General features: G+C 45.2%; 21 protein-coding genes. 3 read left to right on the plus strand and 18 right to left on the minus strand.

Features of this window, described 5'->3' with window-relative positions; all coding sequences use genetic code 11:
* The 12 genes from EV212_RS02140 to EV212_RS02195 form a co-directional block, all read right to left on the minus strand.
* The gene (locus EV212_RS02140; RefSeq protein ID WP_132088147.1) at positions 1–1002 is read right to left on the minus strand and encodes an electron transfer flavoprotein subunit alpha/FixB family protein; all 1002 of its coding nucleotides are present in this window, start codon (positions 1000–1002) and stop codon (positions 1–3) included.
* 15 nt (positions 1003–1017) lie between these two features.
* Positions 1018–1803, minus strand: a complete 786-nt coding sequence (locus EV212_RS02145) for an electron transfer flavoprotein subunit beta/FixA family protein (protein WP_132088150.1) — start codon at positions 1801–1803, stop codon at positions 1018–1020.
* A gap of 57 nt (positions 1804–1860) precedes the next feature.
* Entirely contained in the window at positions 1861–2634 is a 774-nt protein-coding gene (locus EV212_RS02150; protein ID WP_132088153.1) for an enoyl-CoA hydratase/isomerase family protein, read from the minus strand.
* Positions 2635–2927: 293 nt separating this feature from the next.
* Positions 2928–4313, minus strand: a complete 1386-nt coding sequence (locus EV212_RS02155) for a sigma-54 interaction domain-containing protein (RefSeq protein ID WP_132088156.1) — start codon at positions 4311–4313, stop codon at positions 2928–2930.
* Positions 4314–4361: 48 nt separating this feature from the next.
* The gene (locus tag EV212_RS02160) at positions 4362–5138 is read right to left on the minus strand and encodes an HAD-IIA family hydrolase (RefSeq protein WP_132088159.1); all 777 of its coding nucleotides are present in this window, start codon (positions 5136–5138) and stop codon (positions 4362–4364) included.
* A 140-nt stretch (positions 5139–5278) separates the two neighbouring features.
* Positions 5279–6967, minus strand: a complete 1689-nt coding sequence (locus tag EV212_RS02165; RefSeq protein ID WP_132088162.1) for a Na/Pi cotransporter family protein — start codon at positions 6965–6967, stop codon at positions 5279–5281.
* Between the two features lie 31 nt (positions 6968–6998).
* Positions 6999–7772 carry a precorrin-4 C(11)-methyltransferase gene (cobM, locus tag EV212_RS02170; protein ID WP_132088165.1) on the minus strand — a complete coding sequence of 258 codons (774 nt, stop codon included), beginning with the start codon at positions 7770–7772 and terminating at the stop codon, positions 6999–7001.
* A complete protein-coding gene (gene cobI / locus EV212_RS02175) occupies positions 7772–8470 on the minus strand; it encodes a precorrin-2 C(20)-methyltransferase (protein WP_132088168.1) in 699 nt (232 codons plus the stop codon). The genes cobM and cobI overlap by 1 nt, the downstream gene beginning before the upstream one ends.
* Positions 8471–8487: 17 nt before the next feature.
* Positions 8488–9975 carry a methyltransferase domain-containing protein gene (locus EV212_RS02180; RefSeq protein ID WP_132088171.1) on the minus strand — a complete coding sequence of 496 codons (1488 nt, stop codon included), beginning with the start codon at positions 9973–9975 and terminating at the stop codon, positions 8488–8490.
* A gap of 11 nt (positions 9976–9986) precedes the next feature.
* Positions 9987–11252: a precorrin-6y C5,15-methyltransferase (decarboxylating) subunit CbiE gene (cbiE, locus tag EV212_RS02185; RefSeq protein WP_132088174.1), complete on the minus strand. Its 1266-nt coding sequence runs from the start codon at positions 11250–11252 to the stop codon at positions 9987–9989.
* Positions 11249–12358, minus strand: coding sequence for a cobalt-precorrin-5B (C(1))-methyltransferase CbiD (cbiD, locus tag EV212_RS02190; RefSeq protein WP_132088177.1), 1110 nt, complete (start codon positions 12356–12358; stop codon positions 11249–11251). The genes cbiE and cbiD overlap by 4 nt, the downstream gene beginning before the upstream one ends.
* A 164-nt stretch (positions 12359–12522) precedes the next feature.
* Positions 12523–12720, minus strand: a complete 198-nt coding sequence (locus tag EV212_RS02195; protein WP_132088180.1) for a cold-shock protein — start codon at positions 12718–12720, stop codon at positions 12523–12525.
* A gap of 203 nt (positions 12721–12923) precedes the next feature.
* On the opposite strand from EV212_RS02195, the gene pyrB reads away from it, so the two are divergent.
* Together pyrB and EV212_RS02205 are read left to right on the plus strand one after the other, a co-directional pair.
* On the plus strand, positions 12924–13844 hold the full coding sequence (gene pyrB / locus EV212_RS02200; protein WP_132088183.1) for an aspartate carbamoyltransferase: 921 nt from the start codon (positions 12924–12926) through the stop codon (positions 13842–13844).
* Entirely contained in the window at positions 13838–14263 is a 426-nt protein-coding gene (locus EV212_RS02205) for an aspartate carbamoyltransferase regulatory subunit (RefSeq protein ID WP_132088186.1), read from the plus strand. Before pyrB ends, EV212_RS02205 begins: the two co-directional genes overlap by 7 nt.
* A gap of 70 nt (positions 14264–14333) precedes the next feature.
* On the opposite strand, the gene EV212_RS02210 is transcribed toward EV212_RS02205, so the two are convergent.
* From EV212_RS02210 to EV212_RS02225, 4 genes are all read right to left on the minus strand, one after another.
* The gene (locus EV212_RS02210; RefSeq protein WP_132088189.1) at positions 14334–14567 is read right to left on the minus strand and encodes a hypothetical protein; all 234 of its coding nucleotides are present in this window, start codon (positions 14565–14567) and stop codon (positions 14334–14336) included.
* 11 nt (positions 14568–14578) lie between these two features.
* On the minus strand, positions 14579–15028 hold the full coding sequence (locus EV212_RS02215) for a hypothetical protein (protein WP_132088192.1): 450 nt from the start codon (positions 15026–15028) through the stop codon (positions 14579–14581).
* Between the two features lie 215 nt (positions 15029–15243).
* Complete coding sequence (gene rd / locus EV212_RS02220; protein ID WP_132088195.1) at positions 15244–15405, minus strand: rubredoxin; 162 nt, start codon at positions 15403–15405, stop codon at positions 15244–15246.
* A 33-nt stretch (positions 15406–15438) separates the two neighbouring features.
* Positions 15439–15807, minus strand: a complete 369-nt coding sequence (locus EV212_RS02225; protein ID WP_132088198.1) for a desulfoferrodoxin family protein — start codon at positions 15805–15807, stop codon at positions 15439–15441.
* Positions 15808–15937: 130 nt separating this feature from the next.
* Here EV212_RS02225 and EV212_RS02230 point away from each other — a divergent pair, with 130 nt between their 5' ends.
* Positions 15938–16582 carry a Crp/Fnr family transcriptional regulator gene (locus tag EV212_RS02230; protein ID WP_132088201.1) on the plus strand — a complete coding sequence of 215 codons (645 nt, stop codon included), beginning with the start codon at positions 15938–15940 and terminating at the stop codon, positions 16580–16582.
* Here the strand turns inward: EV212_RS02230 and ftsH are convergent.
* Both ftsH and hslO read right to left on the minus strand, forming a co-directional pair.
* Complete coding sequence (gene ftsH, locus EV212_RS02235) at positions 16536–18380, minus strand: ATP-dependent zinc metalloprotease FtsH (protein WP_132088309.1); 1845 nt, start codon at positions 18378–18380, stop codon at positions 16536–16538. The genes EV212_RS02230 and ftsH overlap by 47 nt on opposite strands.
* A gap of 241 nt (positions 18381–18621) precedes the next feature.
* Positions 18622–19527: an Hsp33 family molecular chaperone HslO gene (gene hslO / locus EV212_RS02240; RefSeq protein ID WP_132088204.1), complete on the minus strand. Its 906-nt coding sequence runs from the start codon at positions 19525–19527 to the stop codon at positions 18622–18624.
* Position 19528: the final 1 nt, after the last annotated feature.

Consider the following 19528-nt stretch of genomic DNA (forward strand, 5'->3'; position numbering starts at 1 on the left):
CTATTTTCCCTCCTTGTACTCTTTGATCGCTTCCGTAAGTTTCGGAAGTAAGGTATCCACATTTCCGACAACACCAAGATCGGCGATGTCAAAGATCGGCGCACCGTCATTCTTATCAACGGCCACGATATATTCGGCGCCTTCCATACCGGCAACGTGCTGGATAGCGCCCGAAATGCCGCAGGCCAGATACAGATCCGGGCGTACCGTCTTACCGGTCTGTCCCACCTGGCATTCATGATCGATCCATCCTGCATCGACAGCGCCACGGGAACCAGACACGACACCACCGAGGACTTCTGCGAGAGGGTCTAACAGAGCGTTGAAGTTTTCCGCATCGCTCATACCGCGTCCGCCGGATACGAGGACCTTAGCCTCTGTGATATCCACTGACGTCCGCTCTTCCCGGATGACCTCGACGACTTCTACAGGCATATCTGCTGCACTGAACGCTACTTTCAATTCTTCAACTTCCCCTGTTCGTGTGCTGTCTGCCGCAAGGGCTTTCATCACACCCGGACGTACCGTTGCCATCTGAGGGCGATGATCTTCACACACGATGGTCGCCATGATGTTCCCGCCGAAGGCCGGACGGGTCATCAGCAGATTTCTGCTGGCTTCATCAATCGCAAGCCCGGTACAGTCTGCTGTCAGACCGGTATGTATCCTTGCAGATACACGCGGCGCAAGGTCACGGCCGATGGCTGTGGCGCCGATCAAAAAGATCTCCGGTCCTTTTTCCCGGATCACTTCAACGACTGCTTTTGTATAGGCTTCTGTCGTATATTCCGCAAGCATTTCATCCTGTACGAGTACGACCCCGTCAGCGCCTGCTGCGATCAGGCTGCCGGCCTGGGCGTCCATTCCCTGTCCCACAAGGACCGCATATACTTTTTCATCTAATGTATCGGCAAGCTCTCTTGCCTTTCCTACTAATTCATAAGCAACCTTCTGGATGTTTCCGTCGCGCTGCTCTGCAAATACATATACATTTTTGCTCATCGAATTCATCCTCCTCTAGATCAAATGCTTTTCAGCAAGTCTGCTTACGATAATGGCTACTGCTTCATCTTCAGGGACATTAATCTTTTCACCGGCGCCCTTTGCCTGTTTTGTAAAGGATTTCCGGACTCTTGTCGGTGAACCTTTAAGGCCGATGTTCGCCATGTCCACCGTGTCTTTCATATCCTCAAGGCCCCATACCTGGACATCCTTTTTATAAGCTCTGAAGATGCCGCCGATGGACATATATCTGGACTCATTTAATTCAGAAAGACACGTCAGGAGGCACGGAAGCTTTGCACGCAGGAGGTGGCTCCTGTCTTCAAATTTACGCTTGACAAGAAGTGTCCCGTCTTCAACTTTAATGTCTTCAACATAACTGATCTGAGGAATGCCGAGGTGCTCCGCGATCTGAGGTCCGACCTGAGCCGTATCACCATCGATCGCCTGCCGGCCGGTGATGATCAGGTCATAATCCAGTTTTTTCAGCGCCGCAGCGATCGTGGAAGACGTCGCCCATGTATCCGCGCCGCCAAATGCACGGTCACTGATGAGAATCGCATCGTCAGCCCCCATAGCCAACGCTTCTCTCAGAGCCACATCGGCCTGAGGCGGTCCCATGGATACGATCGTCACTGTACCTCCAACCTCTTCTTTGATCCGGAGAGCCGCTTCGATGCCGGCCTTATCATCCGGGTTAATAATACTTGGAACGCCATCACGAATCAAAGTGTTTGTGACCGGGTCCAAACGGACTTCTGTTGTGTCCGGAACCTGTTTTACACATACAACAATTTTCATCTCTCAATTTCCTTTCTTTATTAAATTCCGCACTCGTCTTGAACCTATTGCGGTTTTTCATTTAAAATTTGCAGGCCGCTTTTCAAGGAAAGCTGTCATACCTTCTCTCTGGTCTTCTGTTGTAAAGGCCACTGCAAACAGGGAGGCTTCATGCTCAATTCCCTTCTTTAATTCCATTTCCATTCCTTCATTCATGGCTTTCTTTCCTAAAGCAATGGCCGACATGCTGTTTTTACAAATCTGAGCCGCCAGTTCTTCTGCTTTTGCCAGCGGATTTTCATCAACAACATAATTCACAAGACCAATTTCCTTTGCTTCATCCGCATGAACCTTTCTTGCCGTGGCAAGCATCTCTTTAGCGATACCTGTACCAACCAATCTCGGCAGTCTCTGCGTTCCGGCAAATCCCGGAAATACTCCCAAAGTAACTTCCGGAATACCAATCTGAGATTTTGCTGAAGCAACACGAATGTCACAGGCCAGAGCCAGTTCACATCCGCCGCCCAGTGCAAAGCCATCGATTGCCGCAATGACGATCTTTGGCATATCCTGAATCTTGTTATAAGTCGTCTGTCCAAGTCTCGCATAGTCATACGCCTCGACCGCCGTCATATGCTGCATGGCAGAGATATCTGCTCCGGCTACAAAAGCTCTTCCGCCGGCTCCGGTGATGATCACGACCTTGGCGTCATCATCTTTCGCCGCCATATCCAGGGCTTCCGACAATTCTGTCAGGGCTTCTTCGCTCAGTGCGTTCAGAGCCTTTGGTCGGTTGATCGTGATATAACCGATCCCATTGTTTGTTTCATAGATGATTGTGTTAAATGCCATTTTTTTACCCCTTTCTTTAAACAATGTTTCTCTGATATGTGATACTTTTATATTTCGCAATTCGGATGCCAATTTTTTCACAAACAACTTTATATAACAAAAAAACTGGAAAAAGCCTTGAATTTATCAGGTTTTTCCCAGTTTTTTTAATTTTTCAAATTGATATTTATTATACTTTTTATTGAGTGATTTGCAGCTATAATTGTAATAATATATTACAAGATTTCTGAAAATCCCTATCTTTTGTACTGTAATGTTCCGTTACAATGTAACATTTTGATACTTTTTTAACTTTATAATTCCTCTGAGGAAATTTTTTCCATAATCCGATATAATCTTGGACGGGAAATTTTCAAAAAATTTGCGGTTTTTGTGATATTATTGTCATTTTTTCTTAAGGTTTCAATGACCAAATGCTTTTCCAGTTCTTCCACCATCGCATCCAATCCTTCTTCTGTCGTCTCAATCGGTGAAACGCGTTCCGCATAACGAATATGCCTCGGAACGTGGACCGCTGTAATTTCATCACCATCCGACATATAATATAACTTTGAAATAACATTATTCAGTTCACGGACATTCCCCGGCCAGCTGTATTTCTGCAATATGGTGTAGACCTCTTTTGAAAGGACCTTTTTTGTACCGTTTTCATTCTTCAACCCCTCTAATATATCTTCAACAAGTTCGGGGATATCCTCCAGATGCTCCCTCAGCGACGGCGCCTTAATATTTAAAATATTCAACCGATAATACAAATCCTCTCTAAAATCCCCATCCTGAACCATTTTTCCAAGATTCCGGTTGGTGGCTGCAATAATACGGACGTCGACAGGAATCGTCTGATTTCCTCCAATACGGGTAATCTCACGTTCCTGCAAGACTCTCAAAAGTTTAGACTGCATAAATACAGGAAGCTCTCCAATTTCATCCAGAAAAAGCGTTCCTCCGTTTGCCAGCTCAAATTTTCCCATTTTTCCGGATTTGGATGCGCCTGAAAAACTGCCTCCGACATAACCAAAAAATTCACTTTCAAACAGATTTTCCGGTATAGCTGCACAATTAACCCGCACAAACATCCGTTCATGCCGTTCACTGCAATGATGAATCGAATGTGCGATCAATTCCTTTCCCACACCGCTCTCACCGGTGATCAGTACGGTAGATCTCACAGACGCCACCTTAACGATTTCTTCCTTCAAAGTCTGAATGACTACTCCATGACCAAGAATACTGTCTAAGGAATATTTTGAACTCTGCAGTTCAATAAACTTTGTCTTATAATAAGCCAATTCATCATTGATTTTCTGGTTTTTTTCAGCCAGAGCCATTAAATCCTCAATACTGGTGAACATCAATAAGCCAAAAACCGCCAGCGATTTACCGTTCTCTACGATTGGAATCCGGTGAACGATAATTTCCCGGTCTTTCACCTTTCCCTGGGTGTACTTATGTCTGTCCGCATATTCGGCCTTCTGGGTTTTTAATACCAACGGCGTTCTTGAATTCTCGATAACTTCATAAACATGTTTACCGATCACACTGCTGGGTTCTATACCTAAAAATTCCCCATAGGACTTGTTCATAAAAAGAATATGCTCGTCTGCTCCAACCAGCAATACAGGCATTGGAAATACTTCCAGTGCTTTTTTGTATATACTTAGGTCATTTTCTTTATTCATTATATCTCTCCCTTCATATCATCACATATCAGAGAGAACATTTGAATTTCATGATTTGGGAATATCACCTACACCATTTAAAATAAGCCTTGGACGATATGGATACCCTTCCATTTCAGTTTTTGAAGTAACCCCGGACAGAACAAGACATGTATCCAGACCTGTTTCAATACCTGCAATGATATCTGTATCCATACGGTCGCCAATGATTGCCGCATCCTGGGAATGGACTCCCAGAAGCTGCAGTCCTGTACGCATCATTAAAGGATTCGGTTTACCTACAAAATACGCTTGCTTTCCTGTCGTCAACTCAATCGGTGCAATAAGCGCACGGCAGGCCGGAACAATTCCCTGCTCTGTGGGTCCTGTTAAATCCGTATTTGTTCCTACCAGCTTGGCGCCGTTTTGAACATGATGAACAGCCTGACAAATATTCTCATAATTATAATTATTAGTCTCTCCAATGATCACGTAATCCGGATTTACCGAATTATTCGTAATGCCCGCCTCACTCAATGCCAGAAATAATCCCGGATCGCCAATCACATAGGCTGAACAATTCGGCTTCTGTGAACTGACAAATTTTGCAGTGGCCAACGCACTTGTATAAAAATGCTTCTCATCCACATCTAATCCCATACGCCCCAGTTTCTGCTGAAGCTCTTTTGGCGTCTTACCGCTGGCATTTGTAAGAAAAAGGAAATTTTTATTCTCCCTGTAAAGCCATTCTACAAATTCCTTTGCTCCTGGCAAAAGTCTGTCACCGTGATAGATTACGCCATCCATATCACAGATATACCCTGCTTTATTTCGAAACTCTCTCATTTATAATTCCTTTCCTGACATTTTTTATACAAAAATTTTAACATTTTTCTCAATATAATTGAAGTCTTTTTAAACAATTCTTACGTAAAAATACGAAAGGGCAGAGTTATCTGAATATTCTCTGCCCATCTCTTCCTGTTTTAAACTGTTACTTTTTCTGCTTCTACATATTCTGCAATATTTACGGCATGATCTGAAATACGTTCCAGATTACTTAAAATATCCAGGAATACAATTCCCGTATCCGCCGAGCATAAACCTTTGGAAAGACGTTCCATATGATTATGACGCATATCTTCTTCCATACTGTCCACATCATCTTCCAGCATATACACCCGCTTGGCATCCATAATGGACTCCCGGTTTCTGGAACTGATGGCTAAATCTACAGTCTTTAAGACCACATCTTTGATATCCTTTAAATCTTCTACAGCATCACCGGATAATTGAATATGTCCCTGAACGAGGCACGAAGCAAGTTCTGCAATATTATCGCAGTGATCGCCAATACGCTCCAGGTCACTGACCGTAAAAAGCAGATGACTGACCGTCTGAATCTGTTGTTCTGTCAGAGACTCATGGCTCAAATGAACCAGATATTCCGTTAAATCCTTTTCAAAGACATCCAGTGTTTTTTCCAGTGCATCGGATCTGCGAATCTTTTCTTCACTGACATCAAAGACACTGCCCATGGAAATCTCCACATGTTCCCGGGCCAGCTCCCCCATATGAACGACCTGCTCTGCCGCACTCTGAATAGCAAAAGACGGTGAGCTCAAAATACGCAGATCCAGATGCGGACGTTCAAGGACTTCTTCATCCACAGAAGTCATAGATATTTCTGCGGCTGCCAGACGTTCCGGTTTTTCCCGGATAATACGTCCCGAAAAAGTAACCAGTTGTTTCGCAAATGGGAACAGGAGCAGTGTATTACTGATATTAAATACGGTATGAAAAATAGAAATACCCACGCTGGTCACCTGTCCTCCTGCAAAGACCGGATTCATCGTAAATATGGCAAACATCAAGATACCAAATACGACCGCACCGATGACATTAAACAGAAGATGTATGACCGCCGCCCGTTTCGCCGTACGATTTGCTCCTGCACTGGATATGAGTGCCGTCACACAGGTACCAATATTTTGTCCCAAAGTAATATAGATTGCCGAATTCCAGGAAACCACGCCGTTGAGCGCCAGGGTCTGAAGTATACCTACCGACGCCGAAGAACTCTGGATGATCGCCGTAACTATCGCACCCGTCAAAATACCAAGAATCGGATTTTTGCCAAGCACCCGGAAAGCCGTGGCGAAAATCGGCGCATCCTTATATGGTGTAATCGATGAGGACATAAAACTGAGTCCGATAAAAAGGACACCAAAACCGACAAGAATTTCTCCAACCTGACGATATTTTTCTTTATTGACAAACAAAACAATAAATGCGCCCACTCCAATGAGCAGCGGTGCAAAAAATTCCGGTTTCAGCATCTGTCCCCACTCGCTCATAGATACGAGCCATGCCGTGATCGTGGTACCGATATTGGCGCCCATAATAACACCAACGGCCTGAGTCAGGCTGATAATCCCGGCGTTAACAAAACCGACGACCATAACTGTCGTCGCCGACGAACTCTGGATCACCGCCGTTACCAGTGCGCCTACCAGAACGCCCAGAATCCGGTGATTTGTTAAGATACCCAATAACTGTTTCATCCTGCCGCCGGCCGACTTTTGAAGCCCGTCCGCCATCACGTGCATGCCGTACAAAAACATACCGAGTCCGCCAACGAACTTAAACAGCATCTCAATATCTGCGATAGACATGTTATCTCTCCCCTCTAATGTCTTTTACAGCTTATTGATGTGAATCATCAATTGAACCGCCTGTCTTACGATATTCGGTTTCAAAATTCTGGTCATAGAGTTTTGACAGCTCATATTTATCTCCGAGGAAATCCCCGACAACGACCAGAGCTGTCTTTGTAATCCCTGCTGCCTTTACTTTATCTGCAATCGTCTCCAGGGTCCCATAAATAATTGTCTCTTCCGGCCAGCTTGCTTTGTAAACGACAGCCACCGGAGTATCCTTTTCATAAGACTCGCTCATTAAATGAACCAAAACTTCGATTTTACCTACACTTAAAAATATTATCATGGTAGCATGGTGTTTTGCAAGGCTAAGAATTTTCTCCTTTTCCGGCACCGGCGTACGACCTTCAATCCGGCTTAAAATCACGGTTTGTGATACCCCAGGGAGGGTATACTCCTTCTTCATGCTGGCTGCAGCAGCTAAAAATGAACTGACGCCCGGAATGACTTCATAGGAGATACCCAGGTCGTCCAGCGCATCCATCTGCTCCCGAATGGCTCCGTAAATAGACGGATCTCCCGTATGCACCCGGGCGACGGACTGCCCTTTTGCTGCTGCCTCTTTCATCACGCCAATGACCTCCGAAAGCGTCATATAGGCGCTGTTGTAAACCTGTGCGCAATCTTTACGATCTGCCAGAATTTTTTCATTTACCAGCGATCCGGCATAGATGATCACATCTGCCGAATCGATGAATCTTTTTCCTTTAATCGTCAGTAATTCCGGGTCTCCCGGCCCGGCGCCAATAAAATGTACCATCACAGACCGCCTTTCTTTATGATCAGGGTCGTAAAATAACCATACTCTCGATCTTCTTCCGGCGGGCCGATATATTCATCTGCCATACCAATATTGCTGAGTACAACGGTCCTGTCTTCCAATCCCTGTTCTTTTAATATTTTGTTTATCTGTGCCATGGAACTTCCGGCCTTCATCACAACAATATTATCGCACACCTTCAAAGCTGTTTCCAGAACCTCCGTTCCCTTTAAAGAAGAGAGGACCATCATGTTCTGGCTGCCCTCCACGAGACTGATCTGCGCCAAAGCAGCCCCTCCGGAAAATGCCGAAATGCCCGGAATATTTTCTGTCCTATAGCCCTTTTCACGGATAAACTTAAAAGCCAGATGATACGTACTGTAAACAGATATGTCGCCAAGCACGATCATGGCCACATTTTTGCCCAAATCCAGCTTTTCCATCAACTGCCCGGCCGCCTGTTCCCTGCAGGCTTTCCGCCTTGATACCGAATGCTCCATCGTAAAAACCACCGGCATAATCTCTTTTCCCGTCAGATTCACTGCCGGCTGTACGATCGACAACGCCCGGCTTTCTTCTCCCGGTGCTTTTACCGGCACTGCAATGATGTCTGCCGACTCCAGGACTTCCTTTGCTTTGAGTGTCATAAGCTTCGGATCTCCCGGTCCGATACCCACGCCATATAATTTTCCTGTCATAAATCGCTCCTATAATGTTATTTATCTTTATTTTGTAAAATATACAACCAGGATGTATGATCCTTTGCCATAGGAATTCTCTGAATCCGATGTATCCAGGAATTTTCAGCTAATTTTTTCTCCATAAGTTTTCCATCTTCGCTGTAAACGACCATAATTCCCTGAGGTGCCAGAAGCTCCCGTCCTCTTGTAAACAAAAGTTCATAGAGATAGGATGCCGACTCTCTCTCTCTCAGATTCTCTGTTCTCGGCATATCCGTTAATATTTCATCAAATTTATATTCATGTTTAAAATCATTAAAATTCCGGTGTACCGCATGTATGGTTGTTCCGGCCCTCCGACTGTTTTCCCGGGCGGCCTGCACTGCCTGCTCCGAAATGTCCAGCCCATACATACTTTTAAAGGATACCTTCGCTGCCCGCTCGATGAGCAATGTTCCCGTTCCGCAAAAAGGATCCAGTATGTTTGCTTCCGGCTTCAGATAAGTTTCCGCATATTGCATGATGAGAGCGGCCTTCGCCGGATGCATCGAGGTTGAAGTTGTATATTTGCGGTATGAAAACCGCTTGTCCGGCATAGACGTTAGTTTCAGAAAAACTCTGCTCCCCTTCGTTCCTGCTGCGATCACCCGGATTTCAACTTCATAAAAAGAAGATTCATTGACGAGCATACCGCCGCTGTTTTCTTCCAGACATTTTGAAAGGGCCTTTGCCAATTGATTTTTTTTGGCAATATCTTTCATCCCCTTTACATCCACCCGGAACATAAACGGCCTTTTTTCCACATGTCGATCTTCAATATAGGGCAACAGTCCTTCTTTTAAGATTTTCTTTCCTATGGTTTCTCCATCCATGGACGAAATCAGCGCCGGATAAAAATCAAACAAGATGGCCTGAAAGGTTCGTATCTGACGCACCTTCTCCAGATTCTTTGTCGTCACCAGACAGCCTCCCGTCATCACCCGCCCATGGGTTTCCGGAATATTTTCTACCTGTTTTAAAACCGTTTCCTCATGTCCCCCTGGAACAATCAGCAAAATTCTGTTGTCTATTTTATCTCCGCAAAAGCTGTGACGCTTCGGCGGCTCTGCCTTCCATATTAGCTTTTGAAGCTGTTTCATCTCCTCTGCAGAATGCTTCGTCCGTTCCTGACCTTCCAGAATTCTATATCGTTTTTTCAACTCGGGAAGATAACTCTTATATTCAAACCCGGCCATAGCTGCCAGATAATCGCCTTTTAAAAATTGGGTTTCTTCCGTCTCATAATGCTGAAAAAGAATATCCAAAAGCACCGGGTCTCCAACCCTTCCGAGAAGCTTCACCGCATTTTTCCGCACCTTAGCGTCATCATTCTCTAAAAGTCCGGTAAAACACGCCTCATGCTCATAGTATTCATCCAGAAAATCATCCAGAACAGATTCGGATTTTACCATCTGATTCAATTGAATCAGATTTTCCCGGAGGTTTTTTCCCTCATATATTTCCGCACATGTTTTTTTAATCATTTGCACTCTCCTTATTCATCCTGTCCGCCGCAGGTTCGGGCAATGAGCAACGTCACCGGATGACCGCCCTCCATTAAATGATAGCTGCCCACCGAACGTTCTTTTTCTATACGAATGGTCAGCTGCTCTGTCTTTTCCAGTCCTTCCATCGTCTCAGCCAATTGACAGGCTTCGATCATCGTTTCCAGTGTCACAGAGGCAATCACCACTTGGATACCCGGTCCCTTCTTGCAAAGAACCTTTAAAATATCTTTTAGCGCCCGACCGGCGCCACCGACAAACACATGGGTTGGTCGTTCCAGTCCCTCTAAAACCTCCGGCGCCGCACCTTCGATGATTTCCATGTTATCTGATGCCAGCTGCTTTTGATTTTCATATAAAACTTCCAATGCTCTTGGATTCTTCTCAACCGCGATTACTTTGCCCATTGGACAGTGTCTGGCGCATTCAACGGAAACGGATCCTGTTCCCGCTCCCACATCCCAGAGTACCGAATCCGGTAACAGATTTAACTTTCCAAGAATAATCCACCGGACTTCTTCCCTGGTCATCGGCGTCTGATTTCGAAGAAATTCATCGTCCCGCAGCAGTCTATTCAAAGCCCCCTGTTTTCCATTCATCGGCACAGGCTGCTCCATATCATCCGATTTACTTTTTATCATTACAAGACTTAACGCCGGCCATTCGGTCCCAATCAGCTGCTCCGGAGCGCCGGATATTATTTTCTCATCGAGATAGGATATCCGGCTTCCCGCTGACATGTCCACCGCCGCCAGGCCCATATCCATCAGCTGTCCGGCCACCCATCCCGGCGTCCGCTCATTGTCGCACAAAATAAAAAGCTTCGGGTATTGACGAACCGCCGCCGCCAGAAATTCTCCTGTCATATTCCGTCCATGAGCGCTGATAATTTTTGACTCCTCCATGGACTCCCCAAGCCGCGCGGCAAATGCCTGAACAGAACCGATTCCCGGAACAATCCGGACTTCCGCTTCCGGAAACGTCCGCCGCACCAATCGGAACATGCTGTATATCAGGGGATCTCCTGAAACAAGAATTCCGGCTTTTAAAGAATCCGGCTGCTCTTTGAGCCATTCCAGCCGTTTCATCATCGGTCCCATTTCAAAAACGCATTTTTCATCGACTTCCAGTCCAAAGGCCCGGAGCATCCGCCCATCTCCGATAATCAGGTCGCATTGTTCTGCCGCCTGCCGGGCTGCCGGAAGTATATAGGCTGTATCTCCTGGACCGCCGCCAATAATTCTAATATCTTTCACCCTGTGATTGCCTCCATATTCCTGCTTTTTCCTAAAATTCTTCCGGATTCATCCAACAAAACAACTGCCACATCCCCGTTGCGGCCCATTCGGAGCCGGCACTTTTCAGCAGCTCTGTCACTGATCGAATTCCATATCTTCTCCAGACCATAATCTTTTAAAAGCCGCTCCGCCTCTGTTACAGTGCGGCACGCATAAAGCTGCTCGATCATAGCCTGTTCTGCCCCGGCCAACGCAGCAAAGGTACAGATTGTCTCCATCCGCCCATCTGCCACATGACTGTGGGTATTCATAATATCCGCCGCCAGCTTGACAAGTTTTCCTGCAAAACCGCCAATCAGGATTTTCTTCACATTCAGCCGGACCGCCTCATCCAGCATCACCCCCACATAATTGCTGATCTGGACAAATTCTACGCCGGTCCGTGTCTTTTTCTGTGCTGTCAGCCATTCTCGCATCCGGCGTTCTCCGGTCTCTCCCAAAACAAAACAAATGTACTCCGGCTTTGAGACAGCCGCTACGGAAAGACAGGTTTTCAATGACTCGACCACAGCCGATTCACTCATCGGCCGTACGATACCACTGGTTCCAAGAATTGACAGACCACCTTCAATACCTACTCTTGAATTAAACGTCTTTGCTGCCAATCTCTCCCCGCCGGGAATGGATATCTCTACCTCAGCCCCCACGTCGCCAACATAATACCGAATCTCTTTTTCAATCATCTGACGAGGTGCCGGATTGATAGCGGCCTCTCCCACCGGAACTTTAAGTCCCGCCCGGGTCACCCTGCCAATACCTTTTCCTGCTTTAAAATGAATATCTCCCTTTTCATGAAAAAGAGTTACCCGTACGATCACTTCGCATCCATCGGTTACATCCGGATCATCTCCCGCATCTTTAATCACGCCGCAGGCAGGAAATCCTTCCTGGATCACAGCCAAACAGACCGTCTTTCCCGACGGCAAATCTATTCGGACATTTTTCGGACATTGCCCGGAAATCTGCCACCGGACAGATGCCTGGGCTGCGGCCGCTGCACAGGTCCCTGTGGTAATCCCCTCTCTTAAATTGCTGCCTGGTGTCACTTTATCCAAACTTATCATTTCCTTCTTTTATCTATCAAAACATCGGCATTGCAAAAGAAGGCCATCCCGAGGATAGCCTTCTTCTGATAATCACGTTATGACAATACTGCAAATTCTGATACTAACGATTTAAAAACTTAAATGTATGATATTAGAAAAGGCACATTGGTACGAACACTTGATTATAATTTGGTTACATTGGTTGCCTGAGGTCCTTTTGAACCTTCAACAACATCAAATTCAACTTCCTGGCCTTCATCAATTGTCTTGAATCCATTCATGTTGAGTCCTGTATAATGCAGGAACACATCATTACCTGTCTCATCACTGATAAAGCCAAAGCCTTTCTGGCTGTTAAACCACTTCACTGTACCTTTCATAATTAAATCCTCCAAATATCTACTGTACCCTAATGGTATTCAGTACTCCTAGAATAGCATAGTCATCTTGCAGTGTCAAACATTAATTGTCGACACTCTGTGAAAAATTTTTTGCTCTTTTCATAAAAATTCTATGGTATAACCGTCCAATTTGTATTATGATAGTAACAGTATGAAACCTAAGAAAGACAATGGAGGTGTCTATGAAACATTTAATTAATCCATTAGATTTTTCCGTTGAAGAAACCGAAGAACTTCTTCTTCTGGCCGAGGATATTGCCAAAGATCGGAGCCGTTACAGTGAAATCTGTCATGGTAAAAAGCTGGCCACACTCTTTTATGAACCAAGCACCCGAACCCGCCTGAGTTTTGAAGCCGCCATGCTGAATCTGGGAGGAAACGTTTTAGGTTTTGCCAGCGGCGGTGACAGTTCCGCATCAAAAGGAGAAAGCGTTGCCGACACGATTCGCGTTGTTTCCTGCTACGCAGACATTGTTGCCATGCGCCATCCAAAAGAGGGAGCTGCCCTGGTTGCAGCAACTCATGCCTCTGTTCCGGTCATCAATGCCGGCGACGGCGGACATCAGCATCCGACTCAAACATTAACCGACCTTTTGACAATTCATTCCCTGAAAGGTCATCTGGACAATCTGACCATCGGCTTATGCGGCGACTTGAAATTTGGCCGTACCGTTCATTCCCTGATCAGTGCGCTCGTCCGTTATCCAGGCATCAAATTTGTACTGATCTCACCGGAAGAATTAAAAGTACCATCTTATATTCGTAAAGAAGTTCTTCAAAAAAACGGCATAGAGTTTAAGGAGACCGAAGATTTGGAATCCGTCATGCCGGAACTGGACATTCTCTACATGACCCGTGTTCAAAGAGAACGTTTTTTCAATGAAGAAGACTATATCCGTTTAAAAGATAAATACATTCTGGATATGAATAAGATGGCTCTGGCCAGAGAAGATATGCTTGTTCTCCATCCACTGCCGCGTGTCAACGAAATTTCTGTAGAAGTGGACAATGATCCAAGAGCCGTATACTTTAAGCAGGCTCAATTTGGCGTCTATGTCAGAATGGCATTGATCATGAAACTCCTGGGGGTAGAATTATGTTAAATATAAGCGGTATTGAAGAAGGATACGTCATTGACCATATCCGCGCCGGAAAAAGCATGGATATTTACAAGTATTTGAAATTGGACAAGCTGGACTGCCAGGTGGCCATTATTAAAAATGCTTCCAGCAACAAGATGGGAAAAAAGGATATCATCAAAGTTCAGGGCGACATGAACCTGAATCTGGATATTCTCGGCTTTGTGGACGACCAGATTACCGTCAACATCATCAAAGGCGGAAAAATTGTTGATAAACAAAAGCCAAAACTGCCTCAGACCATCACAAATGTGATTCGATGTAAAAATCCCCGGTGTATCTCATCGGTGGAACAGGAACTGCCTCAGATTTTCAAATTAACAGATGCTGAGACACGGACCTATCGATGCATTTATTGCGAAGAGAAATTCGATTCGAAATAAAAATCCGATATAAACTCGGGGACTATCTATTTTCTGATAGTCCCCGTTTATCTTTTGTATATTCATTTACCTATTTCTCCAATAGATTTAAATACTTATCTCTTTCGGTTTCCGGAACTTTGAGAATGTCCATCGCCTGTTCAACCGGCCAATCCGTACTTTCAATCAAGTTTTTAATCGACTCCAGTATGGCAGCCTCATGACCTTCGATACGCCCTTCCATGCGTCCTTCCATGCGTCCTTCCATGCGTCCTTCCATGCGTGCCTCAATACGTGCGTCTTTCAGTTCTTCCCACAACCGCATATACTTCACTCCTAAGTCATTCGAAACGTATACATGTACTTGCCTTCCCCAAACAAATCAAATGGCGCAATGAAAATAACATAGACATCGTTCATTCTCCCAAAATCCAAATCTCCCGGTTTCAAAAGATTCATATCAATGGCAGATTGATACAGACGGCTTCGTCTCATTAAAAATCTTTTTCCCTTATTTTCCTTCTGAGCCTCTGCATCATACACACTATCATCTTCATCAATGGCCAGAAGGTCCAACCGCACGGCTCTTGAATCATAGTAAGGTTCTTCCGTCTGTTCCACAGCACTGATTCGGATAGCCGGTATCTCCCTGTCACTGAAAATAATCGACAGAATATTATGACTAATCTCCGGATCGCTCATGGCAGTGTCAAATAAAAACCGATCCAATAATGTCAGGTCTTTTAACGGTTTGCGCATTTGTTTTTGTTTTTCTCTGTTCTTCAATAAGTTTCCTCCTTCATAGTAGCATATTTTTCTATGTATCGCAAGAACAGGTTACCATAATATCTATGCACAAAGTATCAAAACCCGTTGTCGAAACCCGATTATTTATCGACAAAGTAAAAACCGTAAATGCCATTATAAAAATATCCCCGCAGGATAATGCAATGTTTTTTAAACACTCACTCCTGTGGGGATATGGTTTTTATACAGATATCTTATTCTACAACTTTAAATTCGTCTTTACCAACGCCGCAGATCGGACAAACCCAATCTTCCGGTAAATCTTCAAAAGCTGTTCCCGGTGCAATACCGTTGTCCGGATCACCTACAGCCGGGTCATACACATATCCACATGGTTCACATTCATATGATTTCATAGTCATTCTCCTTATCTATTATTCAATGTCAAATCAAGCTTTCCAAAGTCCATGGAGGTTGCAGTACGCATAAGCAGCCACTACTTTATCACCTTCAGCCAATGCAAATTCAGCTTTCGGAGCTTCTTCCGGTTTTAAATCAACTTTCTGATAGCCTTTTTCTGTTTCAAGAACAATCCACTCGATATAGTGTTCTGCTGCCATTGGATGGGCTACGCCGCCAACTTCAACAACCACTTTCCGGCCATCCTGGTTGATTACAGGTACATGTTTTTCAACAGCCGCATCTGTTGTTCCAGGAACAAGCTCCACCATTTTCTGGCCGCAGCACATTACCGGAACTCCAGAGTTTTTTGCATAAGTAATAATATTTCCACAATGTTCACATACATAAAATTTCATATTTCATTCCTCCTGAACGTTTCTTTTTTCATCAGATGATTTTATTATATCCCGTTTTCTTATTTTTTCAGTTGCAATTGCAACTTTTTGTCATCTGTGTTACAATTAATTCAAAAAAGGAGGCTATTCCATGGACAATGTTTATATTTTTGACAATATTTCTCACCAGGAACTGGAAAAGATGATGGTCTGCTTCAAATCTCAGATCAGGACTTTTCCGGCTCATGAACAGCTTTTATTGTCTTCCTCATCTGCGAATCAGATTGGCGTCATCCTTTCCGGGGAAGCCGACCTGATCAAATACGACTACGATGGTTATCGGAGTATCATCGAACATCTGACCACTCAGGATATCTTTGGTCAACTCCTTCTTCGTCCCTTTGATGAATCTCCGATGGAAGTCTTATCCTGCACCAACTGCGAAGTCCTCTTTTTTGATTATGAGTGTCTCATTAAACGCTGTGCTTACGCCTGCGCTCACCACAGCATGCTGGTCAATAATGTACTCCAGATTTTTTCTTCTAAAACCCGTCAGCTTCATACCCGTCTGGATATTTTAAGCCAGCGCTCCATCCGCAATAAGCTTTTAACCTATTTCCGCCACCTGGCCTACGAATATCATTCAGAAAGTTTTATCCTTCCCTTTACATTGAATTCCATGGCCGACTATCTCTTCATCGATCGAAGCGCCATGCTCCGGGAGATGAAAAAAATGCGGGATGAAAACCTTATTCAATCGAAGGGGCGTCGGATAACACTTCAACACCATGAATAAAATCCATAAATTCCTGGCCAGTGATCGTTTCTTTTTCAAGCAGATAATTTGCGGATTTTTCCAGAACCGCCCTATTCTCTGTAAGAATATTTATCGCTTTCCGATAAGCCTCTTCCAGAATCTTCCGGACAATTTCATCGGCCTTCACCATCGTCTCATCGGCGCAGGTCTTTACCGGACGTCCATCCATATACTGGCTACCCGGAATCTCCAGACCCATCATGCCAAACTCGGACGACATACCGTACATAGTCACCATTTTCCGCGCCAGGTCTGTGGCTTTCTCAATATCATTGGACGCTCCGGTAGTGATACTGCCAAACTCAACTTCCTCTGCAGCACGACCGCCCAGATACGTTACCAGTTCATCCAGCATCTCCTGTTTCTTCATGAGAAAACGCTCCTCCGACGGCATCTGCATCGTATATCCCAAAGCGCCGGATGTTCTCGGGATGATCGTAATCTTCTGAATAGGCTGAGTATCCTTTTGTTTAGCCGCCACAAGCGCATGTCCAATTTCATGGAAGGCCACGATTTCCCGCTCATCCCGGCTCATAATATGGTTCTTTCGCTGCTGTCCGGCAATAATCACTTCAACCGATTCAAATAAATCTTCCTGGCTGATTAATTTCCGGTTCATGCGGACCGCCCGCAGCGCCGCTTCATTGACAATATTCGCCAGATCTGCGCCGGAAGCGCCCGATGTTGCCAGAGCAATAGCATCCAGATTGACACTTTCATCCAGTTTCACCTTCCGGCAATGGACTTTAAGTATATCGATACGCCCCTGCTTATCCGGCTGAGTCACATTGATGGTCCGGTCAAACCGCCCCGGACGACGCAACGCCTTATCAAGCACCTCCGGCCGATTGGTTGCCGCCAGAACAACAACCGCTTTACTGTCATCAAAACCATCCATCTCTGTCAAAAGCTGATTCAATGTCTGCTCCCTTTCGTCATTGCTTCCGAGCTGATTATCCCGGCTCTTACCAATGGCGTCAATCTCATCAATAAAAATAATGCATGGAGCCTTTACCTCCGCCTGTTTAAACAGATCGCGGACACGGGAAGCGCCCATACCAACGAACATCTCGACAAAATCCGAACCGGCCAGAGAGAAAAAAGGTACTCCGGCTTCTCCGGCTACCGCCTTGGCAAGCAATGTCTTACCTGTTCCCGGAGGACCGACAAGCAATGCTCCTTTCGGAAGCTTTGCTCCGATTTCCCGGTATTTCTCCGGATGATTCAGATAATCTACAATCTCCATCAACGATTCCTTGGCCTCATCCTGTCCGGCCACATCCTTGAACGTCACCTTCGATCCTTCAGCCACATATTCCTTGGCACGGCTTTTTCCCATGCCGCCAAAGCCGCCCATACCGCCCATGGCCCCCATGCTTTTTGCTGCCTTCCGGGACAAGGCTGACAGGAACCAGAAAGCCAGTAATAGCGGAATGACCCAGGATAATAACGTGCTCATAATTGAAGAAGTCTGGGTCGGAATTTCGGAATTTACATCCACGCCATACTCTTCCATCTTTTCCGCCAGAGAGGTATCAGAAGATACAATTCCTGTATAATAAGCCTGAATCAGTCCCCGATTCGTATCCTCATCGCTCGGATAAATAAATATCTGACTTCCGGCTTCATCAATACTGATGGCCTTAACTTTGCCATCCTTTGCCATTTCCATAAATTCACTATAACTAATCTGCTTTGTCGCCGTATCTTTGACAAAATTGTTCATACAACTATTAAACAGCATTGTCATCACGAGACCAAGCAGAAAAATCATCATCAATTTATCAATGGAAGGGCCGCTCTGTCCCGTCGGCGCTCCGTTATTCTGTCCGCTTCCGCCGGGAGGTCTGTTTCCCTGTGGCGGCGGTCCTGTTTTTTTAAGTTCCGGTCCTTCGTTTTTGCTCATACTGCATCCTCCTTCGATGGTGTTAGCACTCCATCTTCCCGAGTGCTAATTTTCATCTATTGTACCACTTAATTCGGAAAATTCAAGCCTTCTCCCGTTTATTTTCGAAAGTTCATAGTTTTTTAAGAATTTTTTTTAAATCATCCAATGTAAATATGTAGTGACTGTTGCAAAAATGACAGTTCACTTCAATTGGCTGTCCGTCATCGATCATTGACTGAATTTCTTCCCGTCCAATGCTGATAATGGCCTTTTCCACCCGTTCTTTGGAACAGTTGCATTCAAAACTGGTCGGAACCTTATCCATAATTTCCACATTCATACCATCCAGTACTCTCCGAATGATATCTTCCGGCGTATTACCTTCCTCCAGCATCGTTGTTACTGATGGCAGTATCCCGATATTTTTCTCAAGCTTCTCAACCACTTCTTCTGTGGCAAAAGGCATAAGCTGCAAAATAAAACCGCCGGCCCGTTTCACTGTATTGTCTTTTTCCATCAATACCCCAAGAGCCACACTGGAATTCACCTGCTCCGAAGTAGCAAAATAATAGGTCAGATCCTCAGCAATCTCCCCGGAAACCAAATGCGTCTGTCCCATATAAGGCTCCTTTAAGCCCATATCTTTAATGACGCTTAAGACCCCCATGTCCAAAGCGCCGCCCACATCCAGTTTCCCGGCTTTATTCGGCGGCAGCATGACCATCGGATTTTCCACATAGCCTTTCACCCGCGCCTTTCCATCAGCAGTTACCGTCAGTCCTTTCATCGGTCCGCTGCATTTAATCTGAAGAGTGATCAGATCATCCTCTCCCTTCTGCATACTTCCCATCATGGCTCCGGCTGTCAAAAGACGTCCCAATGCCGCCGTAGCCACCGGACTTGTATGATGAATCTGGCGGGCATAATCTACCATTTCCCGCGTGGTTGCCGCAAAAATCCGAACCTGATGGTCTGCACCGGTTGCCCGGATAATATAATCAACGCCTTTTTTTTGTTCTGGTTTATTACATGACATA

It is taken from the genome of Frisingicoccus caecimuris (genome assembly GCF_004340975.1).
Classification (GTDB): Bacteria; Bacillota; Clostridia; order Lachnospirales; family Lachnospiraceae; genus Frisingicoccus; species Frisingicoccus caecimuris.